The sequence below is a fragment of the Photobacterium kishitanii genome, from assembly GCF_000613045.3.
Lineage (GTDB): Bacteria > Pseudomonadota > Gammaproteobacteria > Enterobacterales > Vibrionaceae > Photobacterium > Photobacterium kishitanii.
In genome coordinates this window covers 1,559,933-1,576,154 of sequence record NZ_LN794353.1, presented here as the reverse complement: position 1 = coordinate 1,576,154, position 16,222 = coordinate 1,559,933, and the positions used below count along the sequence as shown (strand labels likewise).

Here is a 16,222-nt window from a genome sequence, read left to right as displayed (position 1 = left end):
TTACTCCACTTCACCACTGAACTGTCCATCCACTACCGTCAAATGAATGCGAGTGACCGTTTCACGATGAGCTAGTCGATTCAATAAGGCTAAAGAAACTGGTGGCAACATTTGCCCCTCAATAATCGCTTCTAACATACGCGCACCATTTTCAGCACGTGTCGCCCGACGTAAAATCTCTTCAATTAGGCAAGGCTCAATGATCACCTCAGCTTTATAACGCGTTGTTAATAGCTTCTCTAATCGTGATAACTTACCGCGAACAATCTGTTCCAACACCTCTTTATTTAGTGGTAAATATGGCACGACTTCCATACGAGCTAATAATGCTGGCTTAAAAAAAGCAGCCAATTCTGGGTACATCTTCTCTTCTAGTAACTCTGGCTGATCGGCATAATCGACAATAGTTTGATAACCAAGGTTAGAGGTTAAGAAAAAGACAATATTCTGGCAGTCAATAATACGACCTTCACCATCCGCTAACTCTCCCTTATCAAAAGCTTGATAAAACAAGTTCAAAACTTCAGGGTGCGCTTTTTCAACTTCATCAAGCAACACAATCGAATAAGACATTTTGCGCATAGCTTCTGTTAAGACACCACCTTCACCAAAACCGACATAGCCAGGAGGAGAACCAATTAAGCGAGACACTGTATGCTTCTCTTGATACTCTGACATATTAATTGTGGTTAAGAATTGCTGCCCCCCATAGAGCTGTTCTGCTAACTGTATTACAGTTTCAGTTTTACCAACCCCGCTAGGTCCAACCAATAAGAAAGCCCCTTTAGGCCGTCCTGGACGACGAAGATCTGCACGAGCCGTTAATAAATGACGATGAATGCCTGCAATAGCAACATCTTGACCTTTAATTGCTTCACCTAAAATACGGGGTAATTCTGTAATTTTGGTTAATTCATCAGTATTCATTTGATCAACAGGTACTCCTGTCCAATCAGCAATGACTTGAGCAATTTGCGCTGCATCTACTTCTGGATAAATAAGCAATTCATCATGTGGAATTTGCTCAAGTTGAGCATAAAGATCCACTAATCTATCTCGTAATTCATCAGCAGATAACTCTAGTTTATCTGTTGTTAATGCTACTGATTCTGATTTTTGAGAGAGAATCTGCCTACGTGTCTCAATGATATCAGTCACTAATATCTTTTGCTGCTGCCATGCTTGATACAAAGACTCACATTCTGTCTGTTCTATATTTTCAGCTTCGATCAAGACAGCTAAACGATCGTCATCTATAGATAGCCCTAATTGCTGCTGGCGATGAATCATCTTTATTTCTAACTGGCGCTGATGATAACGGCTCTCTATTTCAGCAATGCGACGTGGTGGCGCACTCAAATTAATCGCAATACGCGCACAAGCTGTATCTAACACATCAATCGCTTTATCCGGTAGTTGGCGACCAGAGACATAACGAGCCGATAATTCTGCTGCTGCACGTAACGCATCATCACTAATCAATACATTATGCGCATTCTCATAAACACTATGGAGGCCACGCATAATATCAACAGCTTGTTCTGTCGTTGGCTCATCAAGTTTCACTAATTGAAAACGACGCGTTAATGCTGGATCTTTTTCAAAGTACTTCTTGTACTCCTTCCAAGTAGTCGCAGCAATCGTGCAAAGTTCACCACGAGCTAAAGCAGGTTTAAGTAAATTAGCAGCATCGCCACTGCCTTCTTGGTTGCCAGCCCCTATCATCGTATGGGCTTCATCAATGAATAAAATGATAGGTGTTGCTGAATGCTTAACCTCATCTAATACTGATTTTAGGCGTTTTTCAAATTCACCTTTAATCGAAGCACCAGCTTGCATTAAACCAAGGTCAAGTGCCCATAGCTCTACCTGCTGCAGTGACTCCGGCACTTTTCCTGCCACAATACGTGAAGCTAGCCCTTCAATAACTGCGCTTTTACCAACACCCGCATCACCTACAACAATTGGATTGTTTTTACGACGTCGACATAAAATATCAATCATCAGATTAATTTCATTATCACGACAAAGTACAGGATCCAATTTTCCTTGGCGGGCTTGTTCAGTGAAATTTGAACAAAAACGAGCAAGGGTACTACTGTCATTACTTAAGGCTGGCGTCGTTTGTGCTAAAGCAGTATTAGTAACCGCTGTCTCTGATGATTCCATAACTAAAGACGAAAATTGTTTACGGAATGACTCGCGATTAATATTTTCAAACGCTTTAATTAAATTAAATGCTAAATAACGATCTGGTCGTATTAATGCCGCTAAAAATATAACGCCTGATCGTAATTCAACTTCATTCATTTCAATTGATGCAAGTAACCATGCTTCTTGCAATAACTCTACCAATAAAGGTGAAAAAGAAGGATAGGTATCATTACCGATTTCATGTGGCATTGCTTCACCACATATTTGCTTAATAACTTCATTATTTAAACCTGCATGGTTTATTAAAACTCGCACATCAGATAATGGGTTTTCTAAAAGAGAAAATAAAAAGTGTTCAAAAGTCACCTCATTACTTTTACGACTCATACATAATGCAGCCGCTTGTTCCAATGCAAGTTTAGTTTGTGCATTTAACTTATTAATTAGCACCGGAAGTTCAATTCTGATCATGATAATGTCCTATTGAAGAATATGATTAAGCTGTGTTAAAACATCAATTGATTTATTATTTAATAAAACAGAATACACAATGAAAATAGCAATCCACGATAAAGAAAAACCAATAAATATAGTCCAAAGAGGTATTTGCTTCGTTAACTTATATTTTTTCGCAGCCACATGCTCTGTTGCTGATGTTAATGGTTGCGGCTCTTTATCTTTTAAATGACGCAAAATTTCATAAAGATTGGCAATTACTTTATCAAAAGCCTCTTTGCCGTTATTCATCACCTTATATCGACCTTCAAACCCTAGAGCTAAGCAAAGATAGATAAACGTCAGCAAATCGTGGTATCGCTCTGGCTCAGCCTCTAATCGTGAAAGAATAGAAAAAACCTTCTCTCCCCCCCACGTTTCATTATGGAACCGAGTTAATAACGAGTGTTCAGCCCAAGCACTATCTGCGCCCCAAGATGTACTCATTACAGCTTCATCAACAAATGAACACAAAATATAGCGATAAGCTAAAATAACGGCATGCTCATAACCAGCCTCGGTTAGTTCTACTTCAATTGACTTAATTTCTTCAACTGCTTGTTGATAAATTTCTTCAATATTATCGCAACGTCCTAAATGCCTAATACGTAAAGCCATACCTAATAATGGTGTGGCTGCATCAATAAATAAATTAATATTATTCCCACGTAACTGAAACCAAAAGTCTTGGTCTTGATTAATATTTTCTACATTATCAAACAGTAAATCGTCATAGCTGCTTTCGCGTATACGACCAGACTTTTTTACTACACTATCCATCGTAATTAACTCCTAATCGCCCAAAATTGAAGATCAAGATCAGGGAAATCACCTGCGACATGGAATGCAAAACCACTAGAATTAATAAACATTTTCCATGCCGTACTGGTCTTATCGAGTTGGAAATACGTATAGCCAGCATGATAAGGCAACTGACGCGGAGCAACAGGCAATGGGGATAATGGAACCCCTGGTAACTGCAATGAAATAAGTTCACGTATTTTCTCAACTGATGCTATTTTCGTCTGTTGCATAAATAGCTTACGTAATTCATCCTGAGGCATACGTGCACGAACCGCCAATATAAATTCAGCATCAATAACAAGATTAGTATCTTGAATCGATGCCACCATAAGACCATATTTACGCTTATGTAACTGAATTGATACAGCACGAGGTTCAAGCACAATACTTAGCGCTTGGCGCAACATTGACATCACCGGCAGAAATGAGAGATCAGGCATATCATGATCATAACTACCAAACTCTGCTGCCATTCTGCTTTCATCAGTAAACGTTGCTAGCTCACCACAAATAGACGTCAATTCTTGATATAACACTTCAGGATGAACGCTACGCAAGTGTGCAATATGCTGTAATTTAGGTTGAGTGCGATTTAACATTTGCAACAACATAAAATCAGCAACATCGGCAACCCCACCTTGGTTTGATAAACCGATACGTAGTGCAATATTTTTTGCTCGCTCCCGCATTAATCCCGAAATTTCACCAATAAAGCGCAGCAAACGTGGTACGGCTTTCACATTAAGGTGACAAGGGATAAAATTATCATCTAGCATTACACTGCCATCAGGACGCTTTTCTAAAATACGAGCGATAGCAATAGAAGCATAAGCACTACGATCATCTTTACCTAGCATTAACCTAATATTCGCAGAACTCACATCGATTAAACAACTATCGCCTTGTAAAGAATGAATATCTCTCACTTCTTCGCGTTTAGACTTATAACGCGTCATACTGATAGAGTCACCCCAACTAACTTCAGTCAGAGAATCACTACGTAACGGAATAGCTAAGTAAATAATTTGATTCGCGAGTGAACTATCAATTATTTCTAACGCATCTGGTAATAAATCTTGCTGAGGAATATTAAATGACGTGCCATCAGGCATAATTCCAGCTGCTCGTTCTATCGCAATACGACCAAAACTTAAGAATTCCAAATTTAAGATTAACTCTGTTATCCCATATAAATATAAACTAACAGAATTAAGTCTTTCATCAATTACACTTTCAAAATAGCGTTGTTGTTGTTGGAAATGTTGAGGTTTTATAAATAACCCCTCATTCCATATTACTCGGCTTTTAGATGACATATTACTCAACCCTGTCCAACATCACTTGATTATCTTTTATATAAATAAGTAGATGATAATCTCTACCTAATGTTTTTACTTTTACTGACTTTTTCCAGTCACTATGATCACTATCCGAAAAAAACGCCATAACGCCGATATAACGCGTGTCAGCATCTAATTTTATTTTTTCAATAAACTTAAACTTATTGGGTAGCAAAACATAATCATAGTCATCAATATAATTACTTTTTAATGTTGCTTTATATTTCAAAGCTAATTGATCATAAGATGCTGAATTAAACATTGAATCATCTTCAAGCTCAAAAACTTTTAATTCGACCGGTGATGCTTCTTCATTATTATTAATATTTATTGAATCAGTAGTTACCATACTCATCGTTATCGTACTAGCTTCTAAAGATGGATCATATTTAGAGCTACACCCGATTAACAATAACAACCACACATATATAACTACATGCATCAAAGAAGATATTTTCACATTTATACCTCCAGCTGTTTCTCTCGCAAGTTCTTGTCATAAGATTGATCGAAGATTTCCCAAAATAGCTTCTCAAAGCCATGTTGACGATTTGATGTTAACTCTTTATGGTAACTCTGATACATCTTCCAAGCCCATGCTTCAGGTGACTCACTCATGACTTGTCCAGGGCGGCGATAACGTAAAAAACGACGCATCAAAACCTCAGGAGAAAAGGCTTGTATAATCTGATTTAAAGCATCATTGATAGCAATATGTACAGCTTCATTATGATCTTTAACAGTACGTAAACTTTCTTCAATCGCAGCAGGGGCGGATAAATGTACGACGCTACGCTGGTTATCAAACATTACTTGCACTGTTTCGTCATAACTTAACCCTAATCGCAATGGGTTATCTTCAATCGGCTGTAAATTTTTATTCATTACACCATAGCGACTAGTATTCACTTGTTGATGTAGTTCAATTAATCCTTTTACTGCTGCTTGTAATGACGCCCCCATTTCTTCAGAAAGCATCTGCATTTCAGCAAGGTTATCACCGTTACTCGCTCGTACACCTAATCCACGAAATAATGGACCTGTTAATAAATGATTTTCGTCATTAATTACGTCAGATTGATTATTTGAGTAAGAAAATTCTCGGCTCATTTCTTCTTCAAGTAAATCCAGCGTTTTATCGTCCATTATCTTATCCTTATTAATATATGTTGCTACAGCGCATGACTTTAAATCCTCATTTGAATTCGATTTAAAACGACTCAACGAAATAGCTGAAGTTGGATCATGATCGGTATCTGCCTGTATTGTTCTATCATGACCAAACCACTGATACTGAGTATTAATTAATGATTGCGCATCTGACTGAGGATGTTGTAGCGTAAATTCAGTCTCTAGATGATGTTTTAATGCATCGAGTGCAGTTAAAGGATCATCAATAGCAAACTCTTTTTCTTCAACAATTAAATCTAACTCTTCACCAAATAAATCAAGATGTTCTGAGTCAGATAACATATGTTCAATATCTTTATCCTTATCGCTAAACGAATTATCGATAGAAACACGAATCAAATAGGGACCAAGGGAAATAACATCATTTTCATTTAATCGGGCATGTTTATCCCAACCAATAGGCATTTGAGCGTCATTGATATAAGTCAGATTAGAAACATCTGTTATACAAAAACATCCATCAATTAATGAAATACGACAGTGAGTCGACTCTAGCCTTCCTTGACGATCTTTAAGACACCAATCACTAGATGAACTTGAACCAATCGTTCCACCAGCAGCAATAAATTCTTTTGTTGCAGATAAGCCAGGTTCTAAATACTGCGTATTAGTGATTTTTAATTTAAGACGTTTTTGTTCAGTCATAGATTTATCCTTTTACTGACGAACTTGGATACAAACTTTGCGATCTTTATCAACTTGACCTAAAAAGGAAGACCAACCTAGAGACATAGTTGAGTCTTTCCCTAGTTTTAATAATGGCACTTCTTCTTTTTTAAGTTCTAGCTCCAAATCAAATGCCATCTGCTCGCGAAGAATAAATTCGACTAATTTACAAAATGATTGATATTCTTTACCTGAAGGTAAAAAATCGTTAAATCGATCTTGAGTCAATCCTTTAATTTCAATAACAAATTTACCCGTACAATCCCGTACTTTTGAACCAATAATCGTACTTTCACCTAACGCACTATTCACCATACCGAGACACATACGCTGCTGAGTTGGAATAATTACACTACGTTCTTCCCATTGCCGAATAGAAACTCGTTCTAAATCAAAGCAGTGTGCAATGATCCCTGCAACCACTTGGGGGGATCGACTTCTACCCGCTAATGTACCGGCATAAGACAGCATTTTTCCCCAGTTGATAGCCGTTTCCCCACGAAGTTCATCATCAGCAAGACCAACAAAAGCAAATAGCTGTGATGAAAATCCGTCACTGGCATTTTCTTGAAAACGAATGTAATAACGATATTTACGCCAAATGCGATAAACCAAAGCCAATAAGCGATTATTAAAAAAATCAAGGAAATGGCGACGCACACCGGTTTCACTCTCAGTCGCAATTTGTTCAAGCAAAAAGCCAGGTAAAGGAGATTGCGCACCATTTAGTCCAAAAAAAGTTGTTTCAAGACAAAAACCGCCCTGCTCTAATAACTCTAATTTTGAAATATCACTCGCTGCAAAACCTAAACTTGGATTAGATTTAAATAATAGGCGACAGTTTGTTTCCCAGTCTTCACTATCAGGATCTTGATCTGCTAAACGTTGCAATAACTCAACTAATTGATAAAAGTCATAGGATCGCGCTTGTTGTTGTAATATATCTACTTTTTCTGATGTGAAATGGATATCATCAGGCGTTAAATCAAAGGTTGTAAACCCACTTGTGTTCCCCATGAATACCGTTCCTGATTCACACTATTAATCACAATAAGTTCATGAAATGAATTTATGCTGGCATATAAGGAGAAGAATCGACTCAATACACTACCGAATAAATATAGATCACCTTCAGAACTGAAAGCTGCTTGATTAAGTTCTAACTTAGATTGTAAGCCCCTAACAGGTAACCCTTTAATAATTCTCTCTATTGGCTTAGAGGTTATTTTTACAATTCCATCAAGACGTTGCTTTGCAACACGCTCAGCCTGCTGATCAACAAGTGCTCTAAAATCGTATGCTCGTAACACAGAGCACAGTGCATCTTTCGATAATAATGAAAGATAATTAAGCGATAAATTAGAAATTAACGTCCACAATAAACTGCCATCTAAAGTAGGTCTTAAAGGTTGCGTTGGCTCTGTAATATTAGAAAAGGTCGCAAACGATGGTGAACTATTGGTCGGAACACAAATATCACCTAAACCTAATTCCAATGGTAACTGTCGGTTAGTACAAGTTAATTGTAATGAGATAGCTTCACTAAATCCGATAGCTTGGGTCTCATCACCACGTATAAAAGAAATATAATGATCAAAACCATCATTACGCATGCTATCTTTAACTCTGGCACGATAATAAAGAGCTAAGCGGTGACGTGAGCGCTCAATCTCATGCTGAAAACTTTCAAAAGCGGTATAAACCCGTTTTTGCCCTCGTACACGTGATTGATGAGCCTCTTGTCTACCTTGCACATGATCGATACTAAATATCTCAAAATGTGTTTGAAAACGACTTGACGGAATAATCCTATATTCAGAACGTTTTCCCGTTAGATCAATAGGATCAGCATCATGAGAAAATAAATTAATAACGGGGGTACAAAATAATTTAAAACATTCCTCACGAACACGAACATCCGCTGGTAATGTCTTTGAAAATACAAATCGAAGATGAAACACTTGTCCCATATCCGGTGTAATAAAACGATCTAGATTTTCCACATCACCAAATAAAAACGCATCAGAAAAAGTTAAGTATTCTTGTAAAATTCGATAACCTTCATACACATTCTTGGGGTATGGCATCACTGCATCAGCACTATCAAAACCACGACTTCTAAAATGTGATGCTGGAATAGAGAACTTCCTATCACCACATATCAATTCAATATGCGATAAATAATGATTCAGCCATAAATAAAGCATCTGTGCACTATAATGCTGACCACCAAGAAAAAACTGTAATGTCTTCAGATTAATATCAGCTAAACCTTGCTCACCTAACACATCCAACTGTAAATCAATAATCGACGATTCACGGCTATGTGATGTAGTCACATCAACAAGTTTTAGTGGATAAATATCTATATCCCGACAAGTTTTAAATCGGCATACCGTTTCAAGTACTGCTTTGCTATCAACATCAGTATCTGCTTTAATTATTTGACGAACACTGATCGCTTTTTCGATCGGTGAAAACTGAACAATACTAAAACTAGGTACTGGTCGTAAATAATTAGGCCATAACATATTAATGATGGAGTGCGTTAACTCAGGGAATTCATCCTCAACTTTTTCCCGCAGACGCGCAGTTAAAAAAGCAAACCCTTCTAATAACCGTTCAACATCAGGATCTGTATTTCGCCCTTGTAAGAAACGGGATAGCTGAGGATGCACTTCTGTAAAAGCAATTCCTTGCTCTTTTAAAAAAGCCAGTTCATCTCTAAAATATTTTTCTTGTGACAAAGTCAAATTACTCGGTATTTACGACTGTTATCCAATAGCAAATCAATACGTACTGATTCATGCAGTGCGTTAGAATTGATACATGCTGTTATATGGAAAAAAATATTTAACGGGCTTCCATCATCAGGTATATATCGAATATCAATCTGTTTCAATCGTGGCTCATAACACTCAAGACAACGCCGAATGGCCAATTTAATCTGTAATGCCAAATCATGTGTTCCCAATGTCGCATCATTAAAATCAATCAAACCTAATTGCGGCGCACTCATTGCTTCACCAAGTCGGCTATTAAGCAATTGCGCCACATTTCGTTTAATTGAATCTAATATCTGCTTCGTATCAGGAGCTATCGTCATTGTTATTTGAGGCGTATCAGTCTCTAATCGTTCAAAGAGACTGACACCATAAGCTCTATCTGCTAGCTCAATATAAGACATTAAATTTATGCCTGATCTAAACGACCAACTAGCGATAACTCAAAGTTTGCCCCCATATATTTAAAATGAGGTCGTACAGATAATGCTACTTGATACCAACCCGGATCGCCTTCAACATCAAGTACTTCAATTTTCGCAGCACGTAATGGACGGCGGCTACGAACATCAGCTGGCGGATTTTCTTGATCCGCAACAAACTGCTTGATCCAAGCATTCAATTCACGCTCAAGATCTTGACGCTCTTTCCAAGAACCGATTTGTTCACGCTGCAATACTTTCACATAATGCGCTAAACGATTAATGATCATCATATAAGGTAGCTGAGTACCTAACTTAAAGTTCATTTCGGCTTCGCGTCCCTCTTTCGTATTTGGGAACGCCTTTGGTTTTTGAATTGAATTAGCAGAGAAAAATGCTGCATTATCACTACCTTTACGCATAGTTAATGCAATAAAACCTTCTTCCGCTAGTTCAAACTCTTTACGATCCGTGATCAAAACCTCTGTTGGGATCTTAGCCTGTAATTCACCTAAAGATTCAAATAAGTGCACAGGAAGATCTTCAACTGCACCACCACTTTGAGGACCAATAATATTTGGACACCAACGGTACTGCGCAAAGCTATCGGTTAAACGTGAAGCTAATGCAAATGATGTGTTACCCCATAAATAATTATTATGAGAATCACTAACATTTTCGCGATAGTTAAATGTTTTTACTGGGTTCTCATTAGGATCGTATGGTGTACGAAGTAAGAAACGTGGAGCAGTTAGAGCTAAATAACGAGCATCATCAGAATCACGTAATTGACGCCATCGAATATAACGAGGACTATCAAATGTTGCTTTTAAATCTTTAATATTTGGTAACTCTTCGAAAGATTCGATACCAAAAAACTCAGGGGCTACACCTGAAATAAAAGGAGCATGAGCCATTGCACCAACAGCACCGATATACTGTAATAATTTTATATCTGGTGATGATGGGGTAAAAGCATAGTTACCAATAATAGCACCAACAGGCTCACCACCAAATTGACCATAACCAGAAGAATATACATGCTTGTATAAACCAGATTGAGCTGTTTCTGGCGCAAACTCAAAATCGTCTAGCAATTCTTCTTTGGTTACATTTAACAATTCGATCTTATTGTTTTCACGGAAATCAGTACGATCAACTAACATCTTGACGCCACGCCACGCTGATTCAATTTTCTGAACCGAATCGTTATGCAAAATCTCATCCATTTGAGCACTAATTTTACTATCAAGTTCAACGAGCATTTGATCAACAAGTGCTTTATTGACTTGATCAACACCATGCTCGCTACCTAATAGATTTTCGATAAAAGCAGCAACACCTTTTTTGGCAATATCATAGCCATCATCACTTGGTACCATGCGAGTTTGAAGCATAATTTCATCAAGTAAACTGCCTTGGATTACGCTTGACGATTCAACAGCTTTTTGTACAGACATTTATTGTTCCCTTAAAAGAATTTTAACCACAGAAATGATTATTTTTCTGCTTCGCCGCTAACAAGTTGCAACTCACTTAATAACTTTTCACGAGACTCTTGAGACTCAATAAGTTCTTGAAGACGAGAACGAAATGCTGGAATATTTCCAAGTGGACCTTTTAAAGCAACCAACGCTTCCCTTAACTCAATTAATTTTTTTAATTCAGGTACTTGCTGACTAATCGCATCAGGGGAAAAATCATCTAATCCTTTAATAGAAAGCGAAATAGATAAATCAGAATCATCATCAGATAATTTATTTTTAACTGATGTCGTCAGTATTAAATTACTTTCACGCATAACTGATTCAAAATTATTTTTATCAATTGAAACAGCTTTACGATCTTCAATCGCAGTATCTTCAACATGACCTTTAAATTCACCAATTACTAACGTTTTTAATGGTAATTCAACTTCCGATTGCACATCACCACGATGAGGAACATATTTAATATTAATACGTTCTTTTGGTGCTACGCTGCCTTCTTTTGACATATCTTATCCCTGTTATATTTATTTTTTTTATCAAACCTAGCCATTTCAAATTGCATGACAATGTCCTCATGTTGCATAAGGATTGGTGCGGATTAAACATCTAATATCATAATCATTCAAGCATCAATCTTACAAAATGCATTCAAGATGCAAACATGAAAAAATAAGTAAAAAAATGCATTTAAAAAAAATATCATTATTTTACATAATGTTACGTAAAATTCCCTGTAGGTTTACTAAACAAATATATCCCTTAATCAAATTTTTATAACATATTGATTATTAAATAAAAAATTAAAAGCACCCATTGACCTCTGAAGCAATATCACAAAAATGAAAAATACATCCAAATGAAAACTTATACCTAAAAACCATAACAAACCGCAACATAAAATAAACATATCCACTAGCTGGGCAAATTATTGCCCCACTTTTTAATGTGCTACGCTAATTAGATTTATTACTCAGGAGCAATAATTAAAATGAATGATGTCATCACATTAGGCAGCAAAACATCAACTGGAGGTGCTGTGATATCCGGTAACTCAAATGTAATGATTAATGGACAACCCATTGCATTAGTTGGCGATACCGCAACCTGTCCATGTGGTAGCAAAAGTTGCAGTGGCCAAGGTCCAATCGTGGCTCAATCACCACGAGCGGCCAATGTTAATGGTGTAAACTTTGCACGTACCGGTGACCTTGTGAATACGGGATGTGGAAGTTGTTTTCTTGAGCAAGGCTCACATGCTGTCAGTCTTGGCACTAACACAGCAAAACCTGCCAATATGGGAAGCAGTATCAACATAGGCGACAATGTTTATATCAATAGTTAAATTATATTTTTCCATCATCCATCGGTTATAAATTACCAACATCAACACTAGCAATAACTTCCGACGAAATACAAATATCCAACATATTCAAAATGAGCAAATTATTGCCTAGCGAGCAAATTGTTGCCCAACTCTAGGCAATAATTTGCTCAACTTAATTGAAAAACATAAAAACCCAAGTCTAATCAAATAAAAACAACCAGTTACGAATAAAAATAAATTGGCACATTTAATGCTATTGAAGTACCTAAATATTCAAAATTATTATTTTTCAGCATTAAGGACATTACAATGCCAACTCCTTGTTATATTTCTATCCAAGGCCAAACTCAGGGCAACATCACTGCTGGCGCATTCACTGCCGATTCTGTGGGTAACATTTACGTTGAAGGTCATGAAGACCAAATGCTAGTGCAAGAATTTAAGCATATCGTGACAGTGCCAACTGACCCACAATCAGGTCAACCTGCTGGTCAACGTGTCCATAAGCCTTTCAAATTCACCGTGGCATTGAACAAAGCGGTTCCGCTAATGTACAACTCATTAGCATCGGGTGAAATGCTACCAACCGTTGAACTTAAGTGGTACCGCACTTCTGTTGAAGGTAAGCAAGAGCACTACTTCACAACAACGTTAACAGACGCAACGATTGTTAATATCGACAATCAAATGCCACATTGCCAAGACTCAACCAAAGCTGATTTTACTCAACTGATTGAAATCTCTATGGCTTACCGAAAAATTAATTGGGATCACACTGTTTCAGGTACTTCAGGTGCTGATGACTGGCGTGCGCCTTTAGAAGCATAATTCTAAGTATAAATATTACCCGTACTGTTATCGACAGTACGGGTTTTTATCGTTTATGTCTTTGCTAAAGCATTTATTCATCGCTTTAGCTGAGGCTTAATTAAGGTAATATCATGGCACAACAAACCGGATTACAATTCACCTTTACCGTTGAAGGGCTTGATGCATCAACGTTTGCTGTAACTGAATTTAAAGGCAACGATACCTTGTCTTTACCTTTTTCTTTTACAGTAAATTTAGCCAGCCGCAACCCACGTTTGTCCCCTAATGAAACCATTGATCGCAATGCTAAATTGACGGTTTGGCAACAGGGAAAATTACAGCAGCAATGGCATGGTATTGTGCGTCAGTTTGTTCAAGGTGATACGGGACATAGCCATACAATCTACCAAGTAGAATTTGTGCCACCTTTTGCACGCTTAGCACTACGTCAAAACTGTCGTATTTTTCAGACACAAACGGTGCCAGAAATTATCTCTATCTTGCTGCAAGAAATGGGTATTAATGATTACAATTTTGCTATTAACCGCCCATTCACACAACGTGAATACTGCGCACAATACCGTGAAAGTGATTTAACCTTTATCGATAGAATCGCCGCTGAAGAAGGATTAGTTTATTACTTCAATCATGGTAGTAATAAAAATACCCTTATCTTTACTGACAATACCCAAAATGTGGCAAGCTTAGCAGAGCCTCTTACTTACAACTGTCGTAATGGGGGTAGCAGTAGCGTGCCTTTTATTCGAACATTTGCGCGTAATACCCAAATTGGCTCATCATCAGCTCAGCTAAAAGATTATAGCTTTAAAAAGCCCGCTTATAGTTTTCTACAAACCTCTGCAGCTAAAGAAGCAGATTATCAACAAGCTACATATGAGCATTATGATTACCCTGGTCGTTATAAAGACGATGCAAGTGGTAAGCCCTTTGTGCAGTTCCGAATTGAATCATTACGACGTAATGCCCATACCGCAAATGCTAAAAGTAATGTGCCCACTATTCTTCCTGGAGTGAAATTTACCCTGCAAGATCATGATGATGATACCTGTAATCGTGATTGGCTGATCATTGCCGTCACGCACATAGGTACTCAGCCTCAAGCATTGGAAGAAGCTGGCGGCGAAGGAGCAACGACTTATAATAATGAGTTTATTGTGATCCCAGCTCATCGTCCTTGGCGCCCACCGTTTAACGTAAAACCACGGGTGGATGGTCCACAAATTGCCAACGTTGTCGGCCCTGAAGGGGAAGAGATTTATTGTGATACATATGGCCGTGTTAAAATTCAATTCCCCTGGGATCGTTACAGTAACAGCGATGACAAAGCAAGCTGTTGGGTACGAGTCTCTCAAGGTTGGGCGGGCAGTCAATATGGTATGGTTGCCCTTCCCCGCGTTGGCCATGAAGTCATTGTTAGTTTTTTAGAAGGCGATCCCGATCAGCCTATTATTACTGGCCGTACCTATAACGCGACGAACCAACCCCCTTATGAGTTACCTGCCCATAAAACCCGTACGGTATTAAGAACAGAAACTCACCAAGGCGATGGCTATAACGAACTGCGTTTTGAAGACCAAGCCGGTAAAGAAGAAATCTATGTTCATGCCCAAAAGGATGTCAACGTATTAGTTGAAAATGACCGTACCGATAACATTAAACACAATTTACACCTAGATGTAGCAAATGAACGTTTTAGTCATATTAAAGCTAATGATCATTTAACTGTTGAGGGTGAAAGTCGCCAACACACCAAAGGCAACTATACGCTGGCGGTTGATGGCAGCTTACACATGAAACAAGGTAAAGCCTTACTGCTCGATGCTGGTAACGAAGTGCATCTCAAAGCAGGCAGCAAAATTGTCATTGAAGCTGGCGCGGAATTAACCCTTAAAGCAGGTGGTAGCTTTGTCAAAATAGATGCTTCAGGTGTATCGATATCAGGTGCTGCAATTAATCTCAATTCAGGCGGCAGTGCTGGAAATGGTTCTGGCTATGCGGGTGTTTCGCCATTATTACCAGGCGCGATTGAAGCGGCAGTGGCGTTAGTTCCTGCTTCTTTAATTAATTACTCCGCAGTACTTCAAAGCGGAGCTTTATTTGTAGAGTTATGTACATGTGGAGGTGGTACATGTCCGATTCATTCTCCAAAGTAATGGACCTAAATTCATTCACACCAATAGAACTGAATCATTATCAATACGCAATTATTGAACCACTACTATGCCCTGATATCTTTAAGTGGTGCTATACCTATGCAATAGATAATCCTATATTTGAGAAAATTTTTGAAGAATCACCATTTCAATCTATTGCTGATGGGCCAATCCTTCTTCAATTAAGTGATATGAATCCTGATTTTTATCAATTGATATATGACAAATCAATGCACTCACCCATCGGTTGTTTTTTTACATCATCGTTGATTATGAATGAATTGCTTCAACAAATTAGAGGTCGTCTAACCGCGAATACTTCTTATGGCGAATCTTTATTTCGTTTCTACGAACCTCGTGTTCTTAATGCATTAATTACGGTATTAAACGAAGAAGAAAAAATAAACATTTTTCCCGGTATCGATAACTTAATTTGGTGGGATAAAGGCTGGAAGCACTTCTCTCCTCCTCAGCATCATGAAGGGAAGTTACGCTCTCAGTTTCAGTGGGTTATCAGCGATCAACAGATTGATAGTATTAATAAATTTCTAGCATCCTAACAGGTATTA

14 protein-coding genes are annotated in these 16,222 nt (G+C 37.9%); 4 read left to right on the top strand and 10 right to left on the bottom strand.

The genetic code is table 11. From position 1 onward, the window contains the following. From tssH to tssB, 10 genes are read right to left on the bottom strand one after another with little or no spacing between them, the layout of a single operon-like run. A complete protein-coding gene (gene tssH / locus PPBDW_RS21950; RefSeq protein WP_036789786.1) occupies window positions 1–2,625 on the bottom strand; it encodes a type VI secretion system ATPase TssH in 2,625 nt (874 codons plus the stop codon). Window positions 2,626–2,634: 9 nt separating this feature from the next. Then, entirely contained in the window at window positions 2,635–3,429 is a 795-nt protein-coding gene (gene icmH, locus PPBDW_RS21945) for a type IVB secretion system protein IcmH/DotU (protein WP_036789782.1), read from the bottom strand. Between the two features lie 5 nt (window positions 3,430–3,434). After that, window positions 3,435–4,769, bottom strand: coding sequence for a type VI secretion system baseplate subunit TssK (gene tssK, locus PPBDW_RS21940; RefSeq protein ID WP_036789773.1), 1,335 nt, complete (start codon window positions 4,767–4,769; stop codon window positions 3,435–3,437). Between the two features lies 1 nt (window position 4,770). After that, the gene (tssJ, locus tag PPBDW_RS21935; protein ID WP_036789770.1) at window positions 4,771–5,235 is read right to left on the bottom strand and encodes a type VI secretion system lipoprotein TssJ; all 465 of its coding nucleotides are present in this window, start codon (window positions 5,233–5,235) and stop codon (window positions 4,771–4,773) included. A 20-nt stretch (window positions 5,236–5,255) separates the two neighbouring features. Continuing rightward, a complete protein-coding gene (tagH, locus tag PPBDW_RS21930) occupies window positions 5,256–6,629 on the bottom strand; it encodes a type VI secretion system-associated FHA domain protein TagH (protein ID WP_036789762.1) in 1,374 nt (457 codons plus the stop codon). Window positions 6,630–6,641: 12 nt separating this feature from the next. Then, complete coding sequence (gene tssG, locus PPBDW_RS21925) at window positions 6,642–7,667, bottom strand: type VI secretion system baseplate subunit TssG (protein WP_036789761.1); 1,026 nt, start codon at window positions 7,665–7,667, stop codon at window positions 6,642–6,644. Further along, the gene (tssF, locus tag PPBDW_RS21920; RefSeq protein ID WP_036789760.1) at window positions 7,631–9,397 is read right to left on the bottom strand and encodes a type VI secretion system baseplate subunit TssF; all 1,767 of its coding nucleotides are present in this window, start codon (window positions 9,395–9,397) and stop codon (window positions 7,631–7,633) included. Before tssF ends, tssG begins: the two co-directional genes overlap by 37 nt. 2 nt (window positions 9,398–9,399) lie before the next feature. Next, window positions 9,400–9,837 (bottom strand): type VI secretion system baseplate subunit TssE, encoded by a 438-nt coding sequence (gene tssE, locus PPBDW_RS21915; protein WP_036789759.1) that lies wholly within the window; start codon window positions 9,835–9,837, stop codon window positions 9,400–9,402. Window positions 9,838–9,842: 5 nt separating this feature from the next. Next, the gene (gene tssC, locus PPBDW_RS21910) at window positions 9,843–11,315 is read right to left on the bottom strand and encodes a type VI secretion system contractile sheath large subunit (RefSeq protein ID WP_036789757.1); all 1,473 of its coding nucleotides are present in this window, start codon (window positions 11,313–11,315) and stop codon (window positions 9,843–9,845) included. A 38-nt stretch (window positions 11,316–11,353) separates the two neighbouring features. After that, window positions 11,354–11,851: a type VI secretion system contractile sheath small subunit gene (gene tssB / locus PPBDW_RS21905; protein ID WP_036789756.1), complete on the bottom strand. Its 498-nt coding sequence runs from the start codon at window positions 11,849–11,851 to the stop codon at window positions 11,354–11,356. A 482-nt stretch (window positions 11,852–12,333) separates the two neighbouring features. On the opposite strand from tssB, the gene PPBDW_RS21900 reads away from it, so the two are divergent. The 4 genes from PPBDW_RS21900 (at window position 12,334) to PPBDW_RS21885 (ending at window position 16,213) form a co-directional block, all read left to right on the top strand. After that, the gene (locus tag PPBDW_RS21900) at window positions 12,334–12,687 is read left to right on the top strand and encodes a PAAR domain-containing protein (protein ID WP_036789755.1); all 354 of its coding nucleotides are present in this window, start codon (window positions 12,334–12,336) and stop codon (window positions 12,685–12,687) included. Between the two features lie 291 nt (window positions 12,688–12,978). Beyond that, entirely contained in the window at window positions 12,979–13,497 is a 519-nt protein-coding gene (locus PPBDW_RS21895) for an Hcp family type VI secretion system effector (protein ID WP_036789749.1), read from the top strand. Between the two features lie 113 nt (window positions 13,498–13,610). Beyond that, window positions 13,611–15,653, top strand: a complete 2,043-nt coding sequence (locus PPBDW_RS21890; RefSeq protein ID WP_054262231.1) for a type VI secretion system Vgr family protein — start codon at window positions 13,611–13,613, stop codon at window positions 15,651–15,653. Next, window positions 15,629–16,213 carry a DUF4123 domain-containing protein gene (locus PPBDW_RS21885; RefSeq protein WP_181319379.1) on the top strand — a complete coding sequence of 195 codons (585 nt, stop codon included), beginning with the start codon at window positions 15,629–15,631 and terminating at the stop codon, window positions 16,211–16,213. Before PPBDW_RS21890 ends, PPBDW_RS21885 begins: the two co-directional genes overlap by 25 nt. Window positions 16,214–16,222 lie beyond the last annotated feature (9 nt).